Annotated in this window: 16 protein-coding genes; 9 read left to right on the plus strand and 7 right to left on the minus strand. The window is 66.5% G+C overall.

Annotation, left to right across the window (positions count from 1 at the left end; all coding sequences use genetic code 11):
* Positions 1-223: 223 nt before the first annotated feature.
* The 6 genes from ESB00_RS02795 to ESB00_RS02820 form a co-directional block, all read right to left on the minus strand.
* Positions 224-1,162, minus strand: a complete 939-nt coding sequence (locus ESB00_RS02795) for a hypothetical protein (protein ID WP_129046206.1) — start codon at positions 1,160-1,162, stop codon at positions 224-226.
* Positions 1,163-1,307: 145 nt separating this feature from the next.
* Positions 1,308-2,954: a tetratricopeptide repeat protein gene (locus ESB00_RS02800; RefSeq protein ID WP_129046207.1), complete on the minus strand. Its 1,647-nt coding sequence runs from the start codon at positions 2,952-2,954 to the stop codon at positions 1,308-1,310.
* A gap of 199 nt (positions 2,955-3,153) precedes the next feature.
* Positions 3,154-5,229, minus strand: a complete 2,076-nt coding sequence (locus ESB00_RS02805; RefSeq protein WP_129046208.1) for an ATP-binding protein — start codon at positions 5,227-5,229, stop codon at positions 3,154-3,156.
* A 179-nt stretch (positions 5,230-5,408) separates the two neighbouring features.
* Positions 5,409-6,977, minus strand: coding sequence for a hypothetical protein (locus tag ESB00_RS02810; protein WP_129046209.1), 1,569 nt, complete (start codon positions 6,975-6,977; stop codon positions 5,409-5,411).
* 166 nt (positions 6,978-7,143) lie between these two features.
* Positions 7,144-8,241, minus strand: a complete 1,098-nt coding sequence (locus ESB00_RS02815) for a sugar kinase (protein ID WP_129046210.1) — start codon at positions 8,239-8,241, stop codon at positions 7,144-7,146.
* Positions 8,242-8,309: 68 nt separating this feature from the next.
* Positions 8,310-8,945, minus strand: coding sequence for a bifunctional 4-hydroxy-2-oxoglutarate aldolase/2-dehydro-3-deoxy-phosphogluconate aldolase (locus tag ESB00_RS02820; RefSeq protein WP_129046211.1), 636 nt, complete (start codon positions 8,943-8,945; stop codon positions 8,310-8,312).
* A 133-nt stretch (positions 8,946-9,078) separates the two neighbouring features.
* Here ESB00_RS02820 and ESB00_RS02825 point away from each other — a divergent pair, with 133 nt between their 5' ends.
* Positions 9,079-9,471 carry a VOC family protein gene (locus tag ESB00_RS02825; RefSeq protein WP_129046212.1) on the plus strand — a complete coding sequence of 131 codons (393 nt, stop codon included), beginning with the start codon at positions 9,079-9,081 and terminating at the stop codon, positions 9,469-9,471.
* Positions 9,472-9,589: 118 nt separating this feature from the next.
* Here ESB00_RS02825 and ESB00_RS02830 read toward each other — a convergent pair whose 3' ends face one another.
* The gene (locus tag ESB00_RS02830; RefSeq protein ID WP_129046213.1) at positions 9,590-10,387 is read right to left on the minus strand and encodes an IclR family transcriptional regulator; all 798 of its coding nucleotides are present in this window, start codon (positions 10,385-10,387) and stop codon (positions 9,590-9,592) included.
* Positions 10,388-10,540: 153 nt separating this feature from the next.
* Here ESB00_RS02830 and ESB00_RS02835 point away from each other — a divergent pair, with 153 nt between their 5' ends.
* The 8 genes from ESB00_RS02835 (at position 10,541) to ESB00_RS02870 (ending at position 22,994) form a co-directional block, all read left to right on the plus strand.
* The gene (locus tag ESB00_RS02835; RefSeq protein WP_129046214.1) at positions 10,541-13,717 is read left to right on the plus strand and encodes a TonB-dependent receptor; all 3,177 of its coding nucleotides are present in this window, start codon (positions 10,541-10,543) and stop codon (positions 13,715-13,717) included.
* Positions 13,718-13,827: 110 nt separating this feature from the next.
* Positions 13,828-14,658: a 5-dehydro-4-deoxy-D-glucuronate isomerase gene (kduI, locus tag ESB00_RS02840; RefSeq protein ID WP_129046215.1), complete on the plus strand. Its 831-nt coding sequence runs from the start codon at positions 13,828-13,830 to the stop codon at positions 14,656-14,658.
* A 6-nt stretch (positions 14,659-14,664) separates the two neighbouring features.
* The gene (kduD, locus tag ESB00_RS02845) at positions 14,665-15,432 is read left to right on the plus strand and encodes a 2-dehydro-3-deoxy-D-gluconate 5-dehydrogenase KduD (protein ID WP_129046216.1); all 768 of its coding nucleotides are present in this window, start codon (positions 14,665-14,667) and stop codon (positions 15,430-15,432) included.
* Positions 15,433-15,558: 126 nt separating this feature from the next.
* Positions 15,559-16,779 (plus strand): DUF4861 domain-containing protein, encoded by a 1,221-nt coding sequence (locus ESB00_RS02850; RefSeq protein WP_129046217.1) that lies wholly within the window; start codon positions 15,559-15,561, stop codon positions 16,777-16,779.
* A gap of 15 nt (positions 16,780-16,794) precedes the next feature.
* Entirely contained in the window at positions 16,795-19,467 is a 2,673-nt protein-coding gene (locus tag ESB00_RS19815) for a glycoside hydrolase family 88 protein (RefSeq protein ID WP_129046218.1), read from the plus strand.
* A gap of 75 nt (positions 19,468-19,542) precedes the next feature.
* Positions 19,543-20,889: an MFS transporter gene (locus tag ESB00_RS02860; RefSeq protein WP_129046219.1), complete on the plus strand. Its 1,347-nt coding sequence runs from the start codon at positions 19,543-19,545 to the stop codon at positions 20,887-20,889.
* Positions 20,890-20,892: 3 nt separating this feature from the next.
* A complete protein-coding gene (gene pelA, locus ESB00_RS02865) occupies positions 20,893-21,966 on the plus strand; it encodes a pectate lyase (RefSeq protein WP_129046220.1) in 1,074 nt (357 codons plus the stop codon).
* The gene (locus tag ESB00_RS02870) at positions 21,963-22,994 is read left to right on the plus strand and encodes a pectinesterase family protein (protein WP_218938668.1); all 1,032 of its coding nucleotides are present in this window, start codon (positions 21,963-21,965) and stop codon (positions 22,992-22,994) included. The genes pelA and ESB00_RS02870 overlap by 4 nt, the downstream gene beginning before the upstream one ends.
* Positions 22,995-22,996 lie beyond the last annotated feature (2 nt).

Below are 22,996 nucleotides of genomic sequence, written 5' to 3' on the forward strand. Positions count from 1 at the left end.
CAGGGCGGAGCATGGGCGTAACAATGACGGGAGGAGCGATCCCACCCTGGCCCGAGTTGAATCGTTGGGCAGGCTGCCATCGTGCAGCTTGATGCCAAGCAAAAGAAAGTCCCGGGCGATGGAGCCCGGGACTTTCGGAGAACCGAAGGCAGGGACCGGACGAGGTGGTGGTGACGTCGGCTCGGCGCCGGTTCCTCCGGAACTGGCGGCGCGGGATGGCGGCCTACTTGCCCGGCTCGGTGCCGATAATCTCCAACTCGCCCATTTCCACCGTGCCGCGGGGAAAGGACTGGCGTTTCAGGCCTTCGCTGTTTTGCCCGAAATGACGGGCGGCGGAGCGGGTCATGGCTTCGAGCTGCTGGTCGAAGCGGTTGCCGCGTTCGCGGATGCTGTAGCGCGCTTCCCAGACCAGCTTGCGTTTCTTCTCCTTCCAGAGGACTTGAAAATCATAGGCCAGCAGGACGACGAAATAGCGGTTGTCCTCCAGTTCGTCGATCAGCTGTTCGCGGCGGTGGCGGAGCGGGGTGGCTTCGAATCCGATTGTGCCGGCGAGTTCGTGATTGAAGCCAAGGAGACGCGCTTTGCGCTCGTTCTCGCGGTCGCGCGCCTCGTTCTCGAGCCGGATCAGGGTCAAGGCCTGCACCTGTGCGCTGAGCTGGCCGGTTTGCACGGAGTCGAGGCCGCCGCCCAGCCGGTTGAGGCCGGCGGCCATGTTGGAAACGCCGGGCGGGGGCGGCGGGGGGCCTTGCTTGATGACGTTGATGGGTTGGGTGCCCTGCATGGCCTGATAGGCCATCGAGGTGGAGGCGCCGCCGGCCCCGCTGGTCATGCCCCAGTAAACCATGATCAGGAAACGCGTCTTCGCGGGATCGTGCGACGGGACGTAGCCCTGTTCGGCCAGCGGCCCGGCGATGGTCCGGGCCACGTTCATGAACTTCACGCCTTCGAGCGAGTCGTCGCGCTGCGACGAGAAGTAGAGACCGCCTTCGCCGAAGGCATAGGTTTCGATCGGCCAAGAGCCGTCGGGCCGCTTGGTGCGGACGTAGTCGTCGCTGGCGTGCGACGAGACGGCGACGACCTCATGGTCCTCGATGGCGGGCTGGGCGGCGAAGGCCGGGGAAACGGACAGGGCCAGAAACAGGAAGCGAGGGAGGCGCTTCATACGGGGATGGGTTAGGGGTTGCCCCGAGCTGGCCCGACCGGGATGACCGAAACGTAGTGAATCCGAGGCCGGGCTCCAGCCAAGAAAAAGCCCGGGTGTAGAGCCCGGGCTGTCCTTGAATGGAGGATGAAACCCCGAGGACGACTCAGCCGCCCGGCTGGCAGAGGCAGGACGAGGTGATGGTGACGTCGGCTTGGCGCCAGATCTCCTTGAACCGGCTGCGGAGCGCGGCGACCTCCTTCATCTTGCCTTGCTGCGTCAGCGCGTCGGCGAGGCCGAAAATCGACCAGCCGTTGCCGGGCAGGCGGGCGAGGTCCTCGCGATAGACCTGCTCGGCCTCGGCAGGGCGGCCCTTGGACATGAGCAGGGCGCCGAGGGCGTGGCGCACCGGGATCATCCAGCCGGGTGGCTCGTCGTAGCGCAGCTGGTCCTCGAGCGCGATGGCGGTGCGGAACTGGGTGACGGCGTCGTCCACCTTGCCCTCGCGCATGAGAATCTCGGCTTCGAGCATGGGCGTGACGATGGCGAGCACGGCTTGGCAGGTGTTGTTGCCCGCGGCGATCTGGTCGGGCGACACGAGCTTGGCGGCCTCGAGGTAGAGCGCCTGCGCGCGGCGTGCGGCGGCGACGTCGCCTTTGGCGGCATAGGCGATGCCGCGGGCGGCGTGCTGGAACGCATACACGAAACGCTGCTCCGGCGCGGCCATCGGCTCGGCCAGCACCTCGTCCCAACGCCCGAAACGCACAAGCACCTCGAGCGGCATGGCCAGCCAGGCCTCGGCCACGATGCCGAACTCCGCCATAAATTCCGGCGGCAGCTTGGCGACGAGGTCGCGCGTGTGTTTGACCGCAAGGCCGCCCTGGCCGGTCATCATGGCGGCGTAGGCAAGCATATGGTCGTTGTGCGCGACATAGACGGGGAGGAAGCCTTTTGCCGGACCAACGACCTGGCGGTAGGCGGCGTCGGCCGCGACGGCGAGGCGGTTGGACTCGACCGCCTTGTGCCAGTCACCCGTGCGGATGTAGATGTGCGACGGCATGTGCACATTGTGCGCGAGGCCGGGCTGGAGGTTCAGCAGGCGGTCGGCGGCGGGCAGGGCGCGCTCGGGCTGGTTCGAGGCCTCGACGGCGTGGATGTAGAGGTGGTTGGCGAAGGGGTGGTTGGGGTTGAGCTTCAGCACGGCATCGAGCGTCGCGAGGATCTCCTCGGTGCCGGGCTGCGGCTCTCCGGCAGGCGTCCACTGGTCCCACGGTCGGAGGTCCATCATGGCCTCGGCGAAGAAGGCGCCGACATCGGCGTCCTTGGGGAATTGTTTCCACACCGCGCGCATGGCGTCGGCGTAGGCGAGGTCGAGCGGGGCGCGGTCCGCCGGCTGCGGGTTGGCGTAGCGCCGACCGAGCGCCGCGACAAGGGCTTGCTCGACCGGCGTGGCCTTGGCGGCGTGCTGGCGGGCGAGTTGCAGCTCCGCCCAGGCGAGCTCGGCGGCCGGCGGCGGCACGGCGGGGAAATTGATGTGCGGACCGCTGGCGAGCGCGATGCCCCAGTGGGCCATGGCGCATTCCGGATCGAGGCGGGCCGCCTCCTGGAATGACCGGATGGCCGAGCCGTGGTTGAAGCCGAAGAGAAAGCGCAGGCCCTGGTCGAAGTAGCGCTGGGCCTCGGGGGACCGCGTGGTGATCTGGTGCGAGTGGGAACCGAGCGTGTTGAGCAGCGGCATGGCGGGCTCGGCGGCGAAGAGGCCGCCAGCGAGCGTGAGGGAGCAGAGAACGGAGACGAAGCGTGGGGTTTTCATGACGAGAATCCGCACCGGCCGGGATGGTTGATCGGAATTTGCGAGGTTCGGCGCCGGGGAGAAATTCCGAAATCACCGGCGACGTGGGGTGAAGGCAGGGGATGCGACCGCGGTTTTAACCGGGCCGACGATAGGGGGTGGGGTGACCGTGGGGCGGAGCAAAAAAGGCGGGCGCGACGTGACGCGGGAGGGGTTTGCTTCAGACGGGCGAACCGGCGTGGCCCGGCAGATAGACGCGGAAGGTGCTGCCGGCTCCGGGGCGGCTCTCGACGGTGAGGCCGCCCTGATGCTCGGCGATGATGTCGCTGACGATGGCGAGGCCGAGCCCGGTGCCCTGCCCGGCGGGCTTGGTCGTGTAGTAGGCTTCGAAAATACGCTGCATCGTGGCGGCATCCATGCCGCAGCCGTCGTCGCTGATCGCCACGCAGACATAGCGACCGGCCTTGCAGCCCGGCTGACCCGCCAGATCGGCGGCGAGGGTTTCGAGCGAAAGGGTGACCTGCACCAGCCCGGGCTTGGACCCGATGGCGTGCGCGGCATTGGTGCACAGGTTGAGCAGCACCCGCTGCAGGGAGCCGGCATCGCCGCGGATGGTGGGGAGGGCGCCCGTTACTTTGAGGCGATGACTGATGTGGACGGGCAGTCCGGCCGCGGCCAGCGCGAGGGCCTCCTGCGCCACGCAAACCGGATCCAAGACGACATGCGGCACATCCCCGGCGTTGCGGGCCTGGCGGAGCAGGCGTTGCACCAGATCGCGTGCGCTGCGCGCCCCGGCCTGGGCCCGGCGGAGCAAATCGGCGGACTCGTGTTTCTCCTCCAGGCTGAGCGCGGCGAGGTCGATGAACCCCTTGATGCTCGTCAGCAGGTTGTTGAAGTCGTGGGCCACAGAGGCGGCCCGGGCGCCGAGGGCCTCCATGTTTTTCGCCTGGGCCAGGCGTTCCCGCAGGCGGGCGGACTCGGCGGCGGCTTCGACGATGTCGGTGATGTCGGCCACCACGCCGATGAGCCACACGCCGGGCTCGCCGGGCACGTCCTGCACGCGGGCGTTGATCTCGAGGTGGCGGCGCTGGCCGTCGGCCCGGATGATGCGCAGGCGAAAATGGTAGGCGACGTCTGATTTGGGAATCTGGGACCAGTAGGCCGCGGCGGCGGAACGATCCTCGGGTGCGATCATGCCCAGGATGGTCGGGCGGTCGGGCCCGGCGGCGGCCGGGGGCAGGCCGAAAAGGTCAAACATGCGGCGATCCCATTCGCTTTCGTCGGTGCGGAGGTTGCGCCGCCACACACCGAGCCGGGAGGTTTGCAGGGCGAGTTCAAGCCGGTCGGCGGTTTCCGAGAGGCGGTCGGAGGCGTGTTTGCGGGCCGATTCGGTCGCGCTCAGGGAAGTGACCATCCCGTTCATTGCGCCGGCCATCGCGCCGATCTCATCGCGCGAGAGCACCGGCACCCGGATGTCGCGGTCGCCGGCGGCGATGCGGGTGAAGGCCTCGACCATGGGCCGCAGGCTCTGGCTGATCATCCGGCAGAGCAGCAGGCCGGCGCCGAACGCGGCCGCTACGCTGATGCCGGCGGAAACCAGCATGAACCGTTGCATCATCGCGGCGTCATGCCGGCTCGCGATCGACGCCTCCTTGGTCTCGGCGGCGATTTGCTCGTTCAGATCGACCAGGGCCAGCAGCAGAGTGCGTGAGTCGCGCGAGAGCGTGAACAGGTGTTGCTGGTTCTCCTCGTGCGCGGCGGCGAGGTGGACGCGTTCCCCGGTCGCGGCGGCCTGGGCCAGCAGACGCATGACCTTCTCGTAGCTGGTCCGCCAGTCCGCCCACGTCACTGTGAAGGCCTGCCATTGCTCCGCCTCCACCGGGGTTTTGGGCAGCACGCTGTATTCCCGCCAGGCCTTGTCGGCGCGCTCCCAGGAGCGCTCTTGCCGGCGGATTTCCTCGGCGAGCACTTCACGCCAATCCATCGGCTCGTCCGGGGCCTCGGGATCGGTCCGGGGGCCGAGGGACGCCGGGGAGTCCGGCGCGCGGCCGGCCGCGAGTTCATGCTCAATACGCAGGAGGGTTTGGCCGCGCATCAGTTCCCGCTTGGACGCATCGAGCGCGGTCTTGGCCTCGAACAATGCGGCCAGGGCCCGGCTGCCGGGCAGGCGCACGGTGCCTACTTCATAGAGGGCGGCGGACAGCTTGCGCGTCTGCCAGTAGCCAATGCCGGCGGCCAGCAGGGTGATTCCGCTCACCACCGCGAAGCCGGCAAGGAGCTTGGTCTGGAGTTTCATGACGCGTGGCCCGTCGTGGGCAGGGTGCGCTGAAGCGGGCAGAGTGCCAAGAAGCAAAAGCCCGGGCGGGACCCGGGCTGGAAGGCTCCGACGAAGTGGGGGCACTGCTCGGCTAGCTTAGCCGGCGGAGCAACTTCGAGTGCGCCACGCGGGCGACGAAAATCGCGGTCCGTCGGAGGTCAGTCCGCGGCCTGAAGGCGTGCTTTCTCGAGATCACGCAGGGCCGCGTTGAAGAGCAGCCGTCGTTGCGCGGGCGAGAGGCCGGGTTCGAGCACGGCGGCGCGGTAGTCAGAGAAGCGGCGCCAGGTTTCCTGCTGGGCGTGAAGCCGGGCGAGTTGGGCGGACAGCTTGCCGACCGCGGGCAGATTTTCCCCGGCGTGGTTTTCGCTGTAGCGGACGACCGCGTCTCGCGCGGCCTGCATGGCCTCGGTCAGAGTGCGATGGAGTCCCAGCAATTCCTCATTGGCGGATCTCAAGGCGTCGGGTTCGTCTCCGGCCGCGGTGGGCGGGACGAATTCGAGGATCGGTTGCGGACCGCGCATGACGAGTTTCACCCTGCGGGGTGCCAGCGACCGGTTGAGCGCCTGCACGCGGCGGGTGCATTCCGTCTGGAACGCGGACTTGCCTGCGACGGCCTCGCCAACCTGCCGGACCAAGTCAGGCGGGAAGCGGGATGGGGCGGGTTCGGCGGGGTCCGGGCGGTCGGCCAATCCGAGGCGGATTTCCTCGGCGAGCTGATGCAATTCGTCGAATCGCGCGGCCTGCCGGGCGGCCAGGGCGGAGGCCTGCCGGGCGTTTTTCACCGTCGCACTCGGCCCGAGGACGGCCTGCCGGAGTTCCGTCTCCAGGCTGCGGCGCAGGTCATCAAAGCGCTGCCGTTGTTCGGTCGAAGTGGCATCGGCCGGGTCGGGCCGGGAAATCCGGGCGAGCGCCGGAAGAAAGTATCCCGTCTCCCCCGGTTGGTTGGGGTCGAGACCCAACTGAAGCGATGACGCAACGGCTTGGAGCAGGTGGCGTTGCTCCAAGGACAAGCCCTCCTGGAACTGCGCGGCGTGGACGGCCTTCAAGTATTCCAGCAATCCGGGGTTCTGCGCCGGATTGATTTCCTCGCTGCGCCGCAGCAGGGCGTCGCCGCCGCCGAGCGGGGCGAGTTCGGCGCGGATGGACTCGGCGGTCGTCTCCAGGGCGTGCAGCGCGGGGCTTTGGCTGGGGGCAAAAGCGGCCAAGGCCGCCCGGCGCTCCGCCGGCGGGAGCGACCGGCTCGCGGCGAGTTGCGCGCGCAGGTCGAAGGTCAGGCGCTCGCGCTCGGCCACGTAGCGCGCGACGTGTTCCTCGTGGCGGGGTTGCAGCAGCTGGCGAAAACGCAGGCTGCCATAAGCCATGAAAAAGGACTCGCCGGCGTAGTCGGCCAGGAGCGCGGGATATTCCAGTGCCGCCGGATCCGGCGCGGATTGGAAAAGCGCGGGCGGCAGCGGCGGAAGAAAAACGAGGTCGGGCAGGTTTCGCCGGGAATCTTCCGCCCAGCGGGTTTTCAGGTCCCGATCCAGCAGTTCGCTTTCCCGCAGCTGCCGCTCGGCGAGATCGCTGGCGGTGTTGCGGACACGCTCCAGATCCTTGGCGATTTCCGTCGGGGTGGGGCTGGCTTGTGACGGGCTCGACTGGGCTGGCAGGCGGCCGGCCAGCAGGAGCAGCACGAGTGGGAGAAAGCACCGCGGCAGGCGGCTCGGGGTGGGAGCGGGGTCGGCCATGGCACGGGAGGCTGGGTTTCGGCCGCCCGTTTGCCCAGCCGCCTGCCAGTCGCACTATGGCGCACGCCACGTCTGCCGGGGGGTGAACCAACGAGTGAAGCGATTGGGCAAAACCAAGCCCGGGCGGCGGGCCCGGGCTGGGAAACGAACCGGCGACGAAGCTAACTCAGCGCACCACGCGGGCGCCGCCGCCGCCGAAGGTCTTCTCGACCTCCTTGCGGGTGGCCATCGAGGTGTCGCCGGGGGTCGTCGAGGCGAGCGCGCCGTGGGCGGCGCCGTATTCGACGGCTTTCTGGGCATCGTTGAACTGCAGGAAACCGAACTGCAGGCCCGAGGCGAAGGAGTCGCCGCCGCCGACGCGGTCGAGGATCTCGAGGTCCGGGTATTTGCGGCTCTCGAAGAACTTGCCGTCGTGCCAGAGGATGGCGGACCAGTCGTTGACCGTGGCGCTCTTCACGACGCGCAGCGTGGTCGCGGCGACCTTGAAGTTTTTGAACTCCTTCACGGCCGTCTCGATCATCTGCTTGAAGGCGTCGGTCTCGATGTGGCTGATGTTGTGGTCCACGCCCTTGACCTCGAAGCCGAGCGAGGCGGTGAAGTCCTCCTCGTTGCCGATCATGACGTCCACATACTTCGCGATCTCGCGGTTGACCTCCTGGGCCTTCTTGAGGCCGCCGATGGTCTTCCAGAGCGAGGGACGGTAGTTGAGGTCGTAGCTGACAATGGTGCCGTGCTTGTTGGCGGCCTTGACGGCCTCGACGGTGAGGGCGGCGGTCGTCTCGGAGAGGGCGGCGAAGATGCCGCCGGTGTGGAACCAGCGCACGCCGAGCTTGCCGAAGATGTGCTCCCAGTCGATGTCGCCGGGCTTGAGCTGCGAGGCGGCGGTGTTGCCGCGGTCGGGGTTGCCGACGGCGCCGCGGATGCCGAAGCCGCGCTCGGTGAAGTTGAGGCCGTTGCGGACGGTGCGGCCGATGCCGTCGTCCTCGCGCCACTTGATGAAGTCGGTGGCGACGCCGCCCTGCATGATGAAGTCCTCGACGAGGTGGCCGACCTCGTTGTCCACGAAGGCGGTGACGACGGCGGTCTTCAGGCCGAAGGCCTTGCGGAGGCCGCGGGAAGTGTTGTATTCGCCGCCGCCCTCCCAGACTTTGAATTCGCGGGCGGTGCGGATGCGACCCTCACCGGGGTCGAGGCGAAGCATGACTTCACCGAGGGAGATTTGGTCGAACGCGCAGGCGTTGGCGGGTTTGATGTTCAGGCTCATGGATAAATCAGTTGAAGTTGAGAGTTGAAGTTGAAGAGGGGCGGAAGATCTGGGCTTAAACTTGAAACTTAAACCTTCGCCGCGGCCTCGACGAATTGCTTGGCCCGGGCGGTGATCGCGGCCCAGTCACCGGACTTCAGCGCGGCGGGTGCGACGAGGGCGGAGCCGGCCGCGGTGGCGAAGGCGCCGGCCTTGAGGAAGTCGCCGACCGTCTCGGGCGTGACGCCGCCGGTGGGCAGGAACTCGAGCTTCGGGAACGGCGCCTTGAGCGACTTGATGTAGGCGGGGCCGAAGAACTCGGCGGGGAAGATCTTGATGACGTCGGCGCCGCACTCGTGGGCGGTCCAGGCCTCGGTGGGCGTGAGCGCGCCGGAGAGGATGGGCACGCCGGCCTCGTTGCAGACCTTGATGACCTCGGGGCGGACCGCCGGGGTGACGATGAACTTCGCGCCGGCGGCGAGGCCGCGCTTGCAGGTCTCGGCGTCGAGCACGGTGCCGAGGCCGAGGAGCACATCGGGCAGCTCCTTGGAAACCTTGGCGCACATCTCAATGGCGCCGGGGGTCGTCATGGTGAGCTCGATGGCACCGAGGCCACCGGCTTGGAGAGCGCGGGCGCAACCGACGAGGTTGTCGGCGTTGTCGGCGCGGATGAGGGCGATGACTTTCTGGGCCCGGAGGCGATGCAGGATGTCGGCTTTGGACATAGGTGGGTGGGGCAGGGGTGGAGGGCTATTATCGACCGATTTATTGACCTTGCGGCAAGCCCAGAATAATTCATAAATGAACTCCAAGTTCATAAGTGAACATTAGTCAGAACCCCCTAACCTGATACCTTCCATGCTCTTTGAACACATGGCCTTGAACGTGAACGACGTGAGAACGGTGGCGGCCTGGTACGTGGCCCAGCTGGGCCTGCAGGTGGTCCGCTCGCGTCCGGACGCCCCATACACCCATTTTCTCGCCGACGACACGGGGCGGGTCTTTCTGGAGCTCTATTCCAACCCGATCAACCCGGTGCCAGATTACCGCTTGCAGCATCCCTTGCGCCTGCACCTGGCCTTTGCCGTGACCGATGCGCGGGCGGAACGCACCCGGTTGGAGCAGGCCGGCGCCACGCTGGCCGTGGAAGAACCGCAGCCGGATGGCAGCCTGTTGATCATGATGCGCGACCCGTGGGGCGTGCCGGTGCAGCTCTGTCAGCGGACCAAACCGCTGCTGAAGTTGGGCTGAATAGCCGCTTCAAAGTAGCTGCTTTGGAGCGAAACGACAAAGTGGTCAGCGGTCGGCCACGCTTTCGCCCCGCAGGCGCGGGACTCAAGCGCAGCGACAAACGCCCGGCCGCATAAATTCAGCGTGTGTGATATCCCATCGAGCGGGACAGCTGGGCGGCGCAGTCGGTGACAATCGCGCCGATTTCGGGAATGCGCTCGGGCGTGAACCGCACGGTGGCGGCGGTGATGCCGATGGCGGCCACGACGTTGCCGTCGGAAGAATACACGGGGGCGGCGCAGCAGCGCACGCCGAGGTTGAACTCCTCGTCATCGAGGCTGAAACCGCGCTTGCGCGTGAGGGCGGCCTCGCGCTTCACCTCGGCCAGCGTGTCCTGGGTGCGGGGCGTGCGCTTGGTGAGCCGGCTTTTGCCAAAGAGCTCCTCGAGCCGGTGGTAGTGCAGGAAGGCGATGAAGGACTTGCCGGTGGAAGAGCAGTGCAGTTCGGTGAGCGATCCCGGGCGCGAGGCGGCCCGCAGGGGGTGGGGGCTGTCCTGCACCGCGACGATCAGCGCATGGTCGTCGCAAGGAACCGCGAGGTGCGAGGTCTCGTCGGTGCGCGCCGTGAGCTGCTGCAGGATCGGGAGCGCGGCGGTGCGGATTTCGGTGCCGGCGAGCGAGGCGTTGCCGAGGTGGATGAGCACGGGTCCCAGCTCGAACCGTCCCTCCATCTTGCGCGCGTAACCCTCCAACTGCAGCGTGGCCATGATGCGCAGCGTGGTCGTGACCGGCAGCTTGAGCGTGCGGGCGATCTCGGCGGCCTTGAGGCCGTCGGGATGCTGCGCGAGCAGCTTCATGATGAGGCAGGCGTTGCGGAGATTGGGTATGACGTAGCGTTCCAGCGAAGGGGCTTCGCGAACGGCAGCGGGGCGTTTCATGGGGCGGGGTGGGTGGGCGGGACGGCCGGAGAAATTTTTGCTTGCCGCGGACTTTGCGAAGTTCAAAACTGAATATCAAGTTCATTAGTGAAAGTCGCGCCCCTTTTTGCCAGCGACTCTCGCTGATACCTACCACCCCCAAACCCTGACCCTATGGATGCTACCCTGACCTTGTGGCAGCGCATTGTGCGCGTCCACCCCTCCGCGGCCCAGTCCGCGTGCTCCGGCGGCTTTTCCGCCGTCCGTTACCTCCTGGCGGCCCTGCTGGCGCTGTGCCTCACCGGCTCGGCCCTGGCGCAAGCTGCGACCGGCACCGTCTATGGACGCGTGCTCAATGTTGGTAACAACCGCTACCTCGAGAAGGCCATGGTGACCGTCGAGGGCACCAACATCTCGACCCTCACCGACCAGACCGGCGGTTATCGCCTCACGCTCCCGGCCGGTCCGGCGAAGCTGAATGTCTCCTACACCGGCTTGGATGCCGCCACCATCACGGTGGATGTCATCGCCGGTGAGTTCACGATGCAGGATGTCGAGCTGACCAGCGCCGCGCGCTACGGCGAAGACAAGACGCTGGTGCTCGACACCTTCGTGATCGAGAGCCAGCGCGAATACGAGGGCGACGCCCTCGCCACCAACGAACAGCGCCACGCGCCGAACGTCAAGGTGGTCATGTCCTCCGACTCCTTCGGCACCATCAACGAGGGTAACCCCGGCGAGTTCCTCAAGTATCTCCCCGGCATCACCGTTGACTATGTCGCCGCCGACGTGCGCACCGTGTCGGTCCGCGGCTTCGCCTCCCAGTTCACCAACGTCTATTGGGACGGCATGCGCATGACCAGTTCGGCCTCCGGCAACTCCGGCCGCGTGTTCGAGTTCGAGCAGGTCTCGATCAACAACACCTCCCGTTCGGAAGTGTCGAAGGTTCCGACGCCCGACATGCCGGCCGACTCCCTCGGCGGCACGATCAACTTTGTCTCGAAGAATGCCTTCGAGCGCAAGGGCGCCCAGCTGAACTACCGTTTCTACATGAACGGCAACAACGAGAACCTGGACTTCAAGAAGACCCCCGGCCCCGAGTCCGGTGACAGCTTCAAGATTCTCCCGAACTTCGACTTCGACTACACCCTGCCGCTCAACGATCGCTTCGGCATCGTCATCACCGGCCTGTCCTCCAACCAGTATGTGGAACAGCACCGCTGGCAGCCGACCTGGAACTATGCCCAGGCAGGCGCCACGGCCTCCAATCCCTACCTCCAGCAGTGGCAGCTCCAGGATGGTCCCAAGACCACCAATCGCGCTTCCCTCGGCGTGAAGGCCGACTGGAAGGTGACCGACAACCAGGTCCTCTCCGTTGCGTTCCAGAACAACTACTACAAGACGTTCTTCGGCAATCGTAACCTGAACTTCAACATCGGCACGACCGCCACGCCTTCCACCACGGGCCGCAACTCCCTCCAGTGGGGCCCCAGCTTCGTGACCTCGGCCTTTGGTCGCGCCTCCGTCACCCAGGGCAGCTCGTTCCGCGACAAGCTCGGCAACACCTTCGCCGCCAAGGTCGATCACGAACTGCGCGTCGGCGACTGGAAGGTCGAGTCCGGCCTCTCCTACGCCAAGTCCCGCTCCTGGTATCGCGCCCTCGGTCGCGGCCACTTCGCCAACGTCGGCACGACCATGCAGAACGTCAGCACGGTCAGCGCCTTCAACATCCAGGACGACAGCCTCGTCTGGGTCGCCCGTGATACCAACGGTGCCACGCTCAACCCGAATGTTCTCTCCAACTACCGCCTCGGTAATCTCACCGACGACCCGGTGGACGGTTTCGCCACGATGCTCCAGGGCCGCGTGGACGTCGAGCGCCAGCTCGATGTCGGTTTCCCGCTCAGCGTGAAGGCCGGTGGCAGCATGTGGGAGGAGACCCGGGACAACCGTCGTAGTGGCAACCAATACACCTTCGTGGGTGCCGACGGCACGGCCAACACGGCCGACGACAGCGCCGCGCCCTTCGTCGACACGGCCTATTTCAACCAGGACCCGTTCTGGGGTTATCAGCCCATTCAGTGGATCAATCCCTACCTGCTCGCGCAGGCTCGCGAGGACAATCCCGCTTGGTTCCGCTATAACGACGTGACCTCCGAGACCAACCGCATCAACGGTTCTGAGCGCATCTCTGAGAAGGTCACCGCCGGCTACATCCAGTTCGAGGGTCAGCTGCTCCAGAACAAGCTCGGTTTCGTCGCCGGTGTGCGCTACGAAAAGACCGAGGATCAGGGCAAGGGCCTCCTGGTGAATGCTGACAATGTCTGGCAGCGCAATGCGAACGGTTCCTTCGTGGACGGCGATTTGGTTACGGCCGGGGTTCAGCGCGTGCGTCGCGTGGACGCGGGCGCGGTGGGCTCCTTGCAGGAACTCTATCTCGTCCGTCAGGAGCGCGCCTTCGAAAGTGACCGCAGTTACGACGGTTTCTACCCGAGCGTGCATCTGACCTATAACATCAGCAATGATTTCCTGATCCGCTTCGCCTATGCGAAGACCTTCGGTCGTCCTGACTACGCCAACATCATCCCCAACACGACCGTCAACGAGGATGACACGGACCCGATCAACAATCCGGGCACGATTTCCGTCCGCAATACTGCGCTCCGTCCCTGGACCGGCCAGAACTACGACCTCTCCCTGGAGTATTACTTCAAGGAAGGCGGCCTGATCACCGGCGGCGTCTTCAAGAAGGACCTGTCGGACTTCTGGGGTTCCCGCGGTGGCACTGTGGATGCCGCGCTCGCCAACGAGCTCGGCCTTGACAGCCGTTACGTGGGCTGGGGTGTCACCACCACGGTCAACGTGGGTGATGCCACGATCGAAGGCGCCGAGTTCAACCTCATCCGCCCGCTGACCTTCCTGCCGGGCTGGGGCAAATTCTTCACGGTGAAGCTCAACGGCACCAAGCTCCGCCTCGGCGGACCCAATGCCCCTGACTTCCGCGGCTTCATCGAGGAGACCGGCAACTTCAACATCGGCTTCAACAAGAAGCCCTTCTCCGCGAACCTCACGTTCAACTACCGCGGCCGCCAAAAGAACGCCCCGCAGACCGGTGCCCAATACGGCGCCACCGCCGGCTTCTACGAATACTATGCCCCCCGCACCTTCGTGGACGTCAGCGGCGAGGTGAAGCTCACCAAGAACATGGCGCTCTTCGCCGGCGTGCGCAACCTGTTCAACAAGCAGCAGGTGCTCCAGCGCTACAATGACGTGAGCCCGACCTACTCGAAGAGCTTCCGTCACGAGGAGTTCGGCATCGCCATGAGCGTCGGCATCAAGGGTTCGTTCTAACCCGTCCGCCGCCAGCCTTCCTTCCGACCACGCTGCCCGGGGCAAATGCCCCGGGCAGCTTTTCTCCGAAGGGCAACTCAACTGGCATCCCGTCCGCTTCCTTCCGGCCCATGCACATCCATCAAACCAGCAACCCGCGCTCCATCCCGACGCTGCCGACCGAGGAACTCCGCGCCGAGTTTCTCATCAGCGGACTTTTCCAAACCGGCGAGGTGCGGATGCGATACTGGGAGACCGACCGCACGGTCGTCGGAGGCATTGTGCCCGCCGCCGCGCCCCTGGCCCTGCCCAACGAGCCCGAGCTCCGCAGCGCCTACTGTCTCGAACGCCGCGAGGCCGGCGTGATCAATCTCGGCGGCCCCGGCACCATCGTCGCCGACGGCACGACCTACGCCATGGCGCCGCTTGATGCGCTCTACCTCGGCCGCGGGGTCAAGGCCGTCACCTTCAGCTCGCAGTCGGCCGACCAGCCGGCGCGCTTCTATTTCCTGTCCTACCCGGCGCACACCGCCTACCCGGTCCGCCACATCCCGGTGAAGGACGCCAAGGCCGACCGTCTCGGCACCCGCGAGGGCGGCAACGAGCGCACGCTCTACAAGCTCATCCACCCGGCCGCCTTCCCCACCTGCCAGCTCGTCATGGGTTTCACCCGCCTCGAGCCGGGCAGCGTCTGGAACACCATGCCGCCCCACACGCATCTCCGTCGCTCGGAGGTGTATTGCTATTTCTCCGTCCCGGCCAACGCCGCGGTTTTCCACTTCATGGGTCAGCCGCACTCCACCCGCCATCTGGTGGTGCACGACCTGGAGGCCGTGCTCTCCCCGCCGTGGTCCATCCACTGTGGTGTCGGCACCGCCGCCTACGGCTTCGTCTGGGGCATGGGCGGCGAGAACCAGGAATTCGCCGACATGGACCCCGCACCCGTGGCCCAGCTTCGCTGATTTCCCATGCCCTCGATTCTCGATTCCTTCCGCCTCGACGGCAAGGTGGCCATCGTCACCGGCGCCTCGCGCGGTCTGGGCGCCGCCATGGCCCAGGCCCTCGCCGAAGCCGGCGCCGACCTAGTGCTCGTGGCCCGCGGCGACATGGCCGCGCTCCAGCAGACCATCACCGCCGCCGGCCGCCGCAGCATCGTGGTGCCGGCCGATGTCGGCTCGCCGGCCGCCGCCACGAAAATCGTGGCCGCCGCCTACGAGGCCTTTGGCCGCGCCGACATTCTCGTCAACAATGCCGGCATCATCCGGCGTGCGAACCTGCTCGAGTTCTCCGAGACTGACTGGAACGACGTGATCAACATCAACCTCACCGGCGCCTTCCGTCTCAGCCAGCGCTTCGCCGCTGAGGCCGTGGCGCGCTCCGCCAAGGGCAAGATCATCAACATCGCCTCGATGCTCTCCTTCCAGGGCGGCATCAGGGTCGTCTCCTACACCGCCGCCAAGAGCGCCCTCGCCGGCCTCACCCGCGCGATGGCCAACGAGCTCGCCGCCCGCGGCATCAACGTCAACGCCATCGCCCCCGGCTACATGGCGACCGACAACACCGCCGCGCTCCAGGCCGACCCCGAGCGCAATGCCGCCATCCTCGCCCGCATTCCCGCCGGCCGCTGGGGCACGCCGGCCGATCTCTCCGGCGCCGTCGTCTTCCTGGCCTCCCCGGCCTCCGATTACATGCAAGGCCATCTCCTCGCCGTCGATGGCGGCTGGCTGGTGCGCTGAGCAACCCCTGTCACCCTCACTCCCTGTCATTCAGCGCGCAGCGAAGAATCCAGTCGCCCGCATCCCGCGTCACATTCGAACCGCTGGATCCTTCGCTTCGCTCAGGATGACAAACCCAGTGTCCCCATGAAATTCCTCCGCCCGCTCCTCGGTCTTTGTGCGGCGGCGCTCGTCGCCGTCCCGGTTTTCGCCAGCCAGCTCACGATCACCGTCAGCCACGACCTCGCGATCGCGCGTCCGTCCGAGACGATCACCGTGCCGTGGCGCGAGGTGAACCGCGTGCTGCCGGGCGCCTACCTGCAGAAGATCGTGGTGAAGGATGCTTCCGGCCGCGTGCTGCCCTACCAGGTGACCAACGTCGCCCCGCAGGCCAAGGACCCGAAGAACGAGGGCATCGCCTACGGCGAGCTGATCTTCCAATACGATTTTGCCGCCGGCGAGAAGTCCGCCACCTTCACCGTCGAGAAGAGCGAGACCGTTTCGCCGCCATTTCCCGTGAAGGCGTTCGCCCGCCTCGTGCCGGAGCGCCTCGATGACTTTGCCTGGGAAAACGACAAGGTCGCGCACCGCACCTACGGCGCCGCGCTCGCCGCGCCGGCGCCCGAGGGCGTCGTCAAGGAGGTGCTCGTCACCAGCGGCCTCGACGTCTGGTCCAAGCGCGTCAGCTACCCCATCGTGGACCGCTGGTATAACAAGGGCCACGACCACTACCACATCGACCAGGGTGAGGGCATGGACATGTATCAGGTCGGCCCCTCGCGCGGTTGCGGCGGCACCGGCATCTGGGACGGCAAGACCCTGCACGTCGGCCGCAACTTCAAGTCCGCGCGCGTCCTCGCCAACGGCCCCATCCGCGCGATCTTCGAGCTCACCTACGACACCTGGGCTGCGGGCGGCATCTACGTTTCCGAGACCAAGCGATTCATCGTGGACGCCGGCCACAACCTCGACCGCATCGAGAGCACCTTCGCCGCCACCGGCAACACCAAGGAACTCACCGTCGGCATCGGCCTGAACAAAAATCCCGCCGACCGCGGCCAGGAACCGGTGATCGACGTGCTCCGCACGGAGGCTGACGCCTCGCTCGGCCAGTGGGTCGCGCAGAAGAGCAACGGCGAACTCGGCACCGCCGTGATCGCCGCCCCCGGTTTGTTCGCCGGTTACGCTGAGGACGATCGCAACCTGCTGCTCCTCGCCAAGGCCGTGCCCGGCAAGCCGCTCGTCTATTTCGCCGGCGCCGGTTGGTCGCGCGCGGGAGAATTCACCAGCAAACAGGCCTGGTCTGACTATATTGCCGCTTTCGCCGCGCGCCTCCGGGCGCCGGTCAAGGTTACCCTCGCCCCCTGAACCCGTCTCCTGCCCATGAAGTTGCTCGCCCGCGCCTCTGCGCTCCTTGCCAGTTTCTTTGCCCTGACCGCCTGCGCCACGCAGGAAGCCAAGACACCCGCGGCCCAGCCGGCATCAGCCGTCGCCGCGGCGCCCGCCCCGTTGCCGACGCCTGTCGCGGCGATTGCCGCCAAATTCAACGGCGCCACCCCGCTTGAGTGGTCGCGCCGTCTCGCGGACTCGGAGATGGCCCGCTACGGCGACCGGCTTTTTCACGGCGGCTCCAACCCGCGCGCGCGCTGGGACTACACCACGTCGCTGCTCGGCCTCTCGCTGGTGAAGCTCGGCGATGCCACCGGCCACAAGGCCTACACCGAGTGGGGCGCGAAGACCGTCGAGACCTTCGTGGCCGACGACGGCTCCATCCGCACCTACAAGATGGAGGAGTTCAACATCGACATGATCCCGCCGGGGAAGGTCCTGCTCGCGCGCTGGGAACAGGGCGTGCGCGATGCGCGTTTCAAGACCGCCATCGAGACCCTCCGCGAGCAGATGCGCAAGCACCCGCGCACCAGCGAGGGCGGCTTCTGGCACAAGCTCCGTTACCCGCACCAGATGTGGCTCGACGGCCTGTTCATGGCCTCGCCCTTCCTCGCGCACTACGGCAAGATTTTCGAGGAGCCCGCGATGTTCGACGAGGTGGCCCGGCAGATCAGCCTGATGGACAAGCACGGCTACGATCCCAAGACGGGCCTGCACTATCACGCGTGGGACGAGAAGCGCGAACAGTCCTGGGCCAACAAGCAAACCGGCCAGTCGCCCAATTTCTGGAGCCGCGCCGTCGGCTGGTATGGCATGTCGCTGGTGGACTCGCTCGATTTTTTCTCCCCGACGCATCCCGAGGTGGAGCACATCAACGAAATCCTCCGCCGCGTGGCCGACGGCATTGTGCGCTGGCAGGACCCGAAGACCGGCCTCTGGTGGCAGGTCACCGACCAGGGCGCGCGCGAGGGCAACTACCTTGAGGGCACCGCCTCCTCGATGTTCGTTTATATTTTGGCCAAGGGCATCAACCGCGGCTACCTGCCGCGCGAGACCTACCTGCCCGCCCTGCTCAAGGGCTACGAGGGCCTTATCCGCGACCTGATCGGCCCCGAGGGTGACACCGGCCGCATCAGCCTGAAGCAGTGCTGCGCGGTCGCCGGCCTCGGCTACACCAATTCCAAGGGCATGGCCCGCGACGGCTCGTTCGCCTATTACATCAGCGAACCCATCATCGACAACGACCTGAAGGGCACCGGACCCTTCATCCTCGCCGGCATTGAGCTCGAGCAACTCCTTTCCGCCAAGGCTGACACCGCCTCCTTCCAGGCGCGCGGCTGGATCGACTACGATCGCGTGCTCGCCCGCATCAAGGCCCCGACTTTTCCCGCCCGCGATTTCCCGATCACCGACTTCGGCACCAAGGCCGGGGCCGCCGATAGCAGCGAGGCCATCGCCCAGGCGATCAACGCCGCCCACGCCGCCGGCGGCGGCCGCGTGGTCGTGCCGGCCGGCGAGTGGTTTACGATGCCGATCACCCTCAAAAGCAACGTCAACCTCCACGTCGCCAAGGGCGCCACGCTCCGCTTCCTCTTCAATCCCGCCCGCCACCCGGTCGTTTTCACCCGCTGGGAAGGCGTCGAGTGCATGAACTACTCGCCGCTCATCTATGCCTTTGAGCAGGAGAACATCGCCGTCACCGGCGAGGGCGTGCTCGACGGCCAGGCCGACTGGGACAACACCTGGTGGTCTTGGAACAACAAGGCCAAGGCCCAGCCCACGCGGCAGATCGCCGCCCGCAACAAGCTCATCGAGCAGGCCGAGGCCGGCGTGCCGGTCGAACAGCGCGTCTTCGGCGAGGGCAGCTACCTCCGCCCGAACTTCATCCAGCCTTACCGCTCCAAAAACGTCCTCATCGAGGGCGTCACCATCAACCGCTCGCCCATGTGGGTGATCAACCCCGTCCTCTGCCACAACGTCACCGTGCGCGGCGTGAAGGTCGTCTCCCACGGCACCAACAACGACGGCTGCAATCCCGAGTCCTCGCGCGACGTGCTGATCGAGAACTGCCTCTTCGACACCGGCGACGACTGCATCGCGATCAAGTCCGGCCGCAACGCCGACGGCCGTCGCGTCAACGTGCCTTCCGAGAACATCGTCGTCCGCAACTCGGTCATGAAGGATGGCCACGGCGGCGTGGTGCTCGGCTCGGAATGCTCCGGCCACATCCGCAACGTCTTCGTCGAAAACTGCGAGATGGACAGCCCCGAGCTGGATCGCGCGCTCCGTTTCAAGAACAACGCCATCCGCGGCGGCATCCTGGAAAACGTCTTCATGCGCAACGTGAAGATCGGCCGGGTGGGGGAGGCCGTCCTCACCATTGACCTGCTCTACGAGGAGGGTGCCAACGGCGCCTTCAAGCCCGTCGTCCGCAACGTCCAGATGGACAACATCACGAGCACGGCGAGCCCGCGCGTCCTGTTTATCCGCGGCTTCGAGGGGGCCATCGTGGACAACATCCGCATCAGCAACTCCACCTTCACCGGCGTGACCGACACCGAAGTCGTGACCAATATCGGTTCCATCCGCTTCGACAACGTCACCATTCTCCCGGCCAAGGGCGTGCGCGGACTCAACTCCGTGCCGCCGCCGACCCCGGCCAAGTGACCGCCCCGGGCTTGCCTCCTGCGCTCAAGCCCGCCCTGCTGATAAACTTCCCCCGTCCCCGCCTCCCCAACTCCCATGACGAACGCCGCCCCTGCCTCCTCCACCGGTTCCGTGATCGGCCGCTACCGCTGGCGCATCTGCGCCGTGCTGTTCCTCGCCACCACGATCAACTACATCGACCGGAACGTCTTCTCGTTCACGATCCTGGACACGACCTTCCGGCACCAGATGCTGGGCATCCCGCTCGACCAGCCGCTGACGGAGGATGACTTGGCGCGATTCCGCGTGATCGTCAGCGAGATGGACGCCTGGTTCAAATATGCCTACGCGTTCGGCTTCCTGCTCGCCGGCTGGATGATTGACCGCATCGGCGTGCGCAAGGGCTATGGCACCGGCATCACCGTGTGGAGCGTGGCCGCTGTTGGCCACGGTCTGGTCAGCTCCGTCCTGGGCATGAAGCTGGCGCGCGGCCTCCTCGGCGTGGGTGAGGCCTGCAATTTTCCTGCGGCCATCAAGACGGTCTCCGAGTGGTTCCCCAAGAAGGAACGCAGCTTCGCCACGGGCATCTTCAACGCGGGCGCCAATGTCGGCATCATTCTCACCGCCATCTTCGTGCCGCTGATCATCTCGCACCTGGGCTGGCGCGCGAGTTTCATCATCACCGGCGGCGTCGGTGTGTTCGTCCTCTTCTGGTGGCTGGCCGTCTATCGCAAGCCGCACGAGCACCCCAAGGTCGGTGCCGCCGAGTTGGCCCACATCCAGCAGGACGGACCGCCCGAGGCTGACAAGCCGGTCAAGTGGCGCGAACTGATCAAATACAAGCCGACCTGGGCCTTCGCCATCTGCAAGTTCATGACCGACGCCGTCTGGTGGTTCTACCTCACCTGGCTGCCCACGTTCTTCAACAGCAACCCGGCCTTCGAGACCAAGCTCGACCTCAAGCAGGTCGGCATCCCCTTCCTCGTCATCTACCTCATCTCCGACTTCGGCAGCATCTTCTTCGGCTGGCTGGCCACGCGCTTCATCGGCCTGGGCTGGACCGTCAACAAGGCGCGCAAGGTCACCATGCTCATCTGCGCCCTCTGCGTGGTGCCGATCGTGTTCGCCTCCATGACGAGCAGCATCGTCATCGCCATCGCGCTCATCGCGCTGGCCACCGCGGCCCACCAGGGCTGGAGCGCCAACCTCTTCACCACCGTCTCCGACCAGTTCCCCCGCCGCGCGGTGGGCAGCGTGGTCGGCCTCGGCGGTCTGGCCGGCGGTCTCGGCGGCGCCCTGCTCGCCGCCAAGGTTGGCTTCATCATCAACACCGGCGGCTATGTGCCGCTCTTCATCATCGCCGCCTCGGCTTACCTGCTCGCCCTGCTCATCATGCAGGTGCTCACGCCCAAGCTGGCCCCGGTCGAACTGAAGAACGCCTGATCCGTGTCGCCCCGGGTTCCGCTCCTGAGTCTCCTCGCGCTGGTCGTCGGCACCGGCGCACTCTCCGGAGCGGTCCGCTGGGGCCGGGTGCTGGAACAGCCGCCCGAGTGGTATGCCGGCGCGGAGGCCCGCGCCGTCGCGGCCTCCGTGTTGCTCTACCAGCGCCCCGAGGGTGGCTGGCCGAAGAACGTGGACATGACCGTGCCGCCCTCCGCGGCCTTCCTGGCCGACGCCGGGGCGCACGCCCCGACCATCGACAACAAGGCGACGACCACCCAACTCACGCTGCTCGCCGAGGTGATCACGGCGGCGGGAGCATCCGCCGCGCCGGAATGGCGGACGGCCTTTGAGCGGGGTTTCGACTACCTGCTGGCCGCCCAATACGAGAACGGTGGCTGGCCGCAGTTCTTTCCGCTGCGCAAGGGTTACTACACCCACATCACCTACAACGACAACGCCATGGTCAACGTGCTCGCCTTGCTGCGTGACAGCGCGCAGGGCCGGGCCCCCTTCGGCTTTGTGGATGAGTCGCGCCGCACCCGCGCCGCCGCGGCGGTGCAGAAAGGCATCGCGTGCATCCTGCGCTCGCAGGTGAAGCAGGACGGCAAGCTCACCGCCTGGTGCGCCCAGCACGACGAGCACACCCTGGCGCCGGCTCCCGCCCGCAAGTTCGAACCGGCGTCACTTTCCGGCGGCGAAAGCCTCGGGCTCGTGAAATTCCTCATGACGGTGCCCGAGCCTACCCCGGAAATCATTGCCGCGGTCGAGGGCGCCGTGGCCTGGTTCGAGCAGGTCAAACTGACCGGCGTGCGCGAAGATCATCCGCCCGCGCCCGATTTGCCGCACAAGCACGACCGCGTGCTCGTGCCCGATCCGGCCGCGCCGCCGCTGTGGGCCCGTTTCTACGAGCTCGGCACCAACCGCCCGATCTACACCGGCCGCGACGCCATCGTGCGCTACAATCTCTCCGAAATCGAGGCCGAGCGCCGCGGCGGATATTCCTGGCACAGCGACGACCCGCAAAAACTGCTCGAGCGCGACTATCCCCGCTGGCGCAAAAAACACCACCTGCCATGAAGTCTGATGCTGTAGCGGCGGTCTATGACCGCCGGTCATCCCCTTCGGCGGTCATAGTCCGCCGCAAGTGCATGCTGGTGGTCGCGAGCTTGCTCGCGGCCGTGTTTGCCTTCGCCGCCCCCAAGCCCGACACCGTCGTCGCGGCCGACGGCTCCGGCGACTACACCTCCCTGCAGGAGGCGATCAGCAAGGCTCCGATGAAAACCGATCCCGCCACGCCGCGCTGGGTCATCTTCGTCAAGGCCGGCACCTACACCGAGCGCATCTACGTGCAGCGGGAGCGCGGCAACATCCACGTGATCGGGGAGGACGCCCGGAAGACCGTCGTGGCCTATCATCTCAACGCCAACCTCCTTGGTGAGGACGGCAAGCCGATCGGCACCTTCCGCACGCCGACCGTGCAGATTGATGGCGACGGCATGCTCTGGGAAAACATCACGCTCGCCAACACCGCCGGTCCGGTCGGGCAGGCGCTCGCACTGCGCGCCGACGGCGACCGCCTCGAGTTCCGCAAGGTCCGCTTCCTCGGCTGGCAGGACACCATCCTCGTGAACCGCGGCCGCCACTACTTCGAAGACTGCTACATCGAGGGCCATGTGGATTTCATCTTCGGTGCGGCCACCGCCTTCTTCAACCGCTGCCACATCCACGTTCTCCGCAACGGTTACATCACCGCCGCCTCGACGCCCAAGGACACGGCGCATGGCTACGTTTTCGCCGACTGCAAAATCACCGGCGCCGAGGGCGTGCTGGCTTATCTAGGACGACCATGGCGCGATTTCGCGAAGACCGTGTTTCTCCGCACCGACATGTCCGCCGCCGTCCGGCCCGAGGGCTGGAACAACTGGAACAAGCCGCCCGCGGAGGCCACGACCTTCTACGCCGAGTTTGGCAGCACCGGCCCCGGGGCCAACGACGCCGCCCGGGTGAAATGGGCCAAGCCGCTCACCGCCGAACAGGCTGCTGCGCTCACGCCCGCCGCCGTGCTAGGCGGCGAGGACGGCTGGAATCCCGCCGTCCGCCCCTGAGC

Origin of the sequence: Oleiharenicola lentus (assembly GCF_004118375.1) — a bacterium.
Classification (GTDB): domain Bacteria; phylum Verrucomicrobiota; class Verrucomicrobiia; order Opitutales; family Opitutaceae; genus Lacunisphaera; species Lacunisphaera lenta.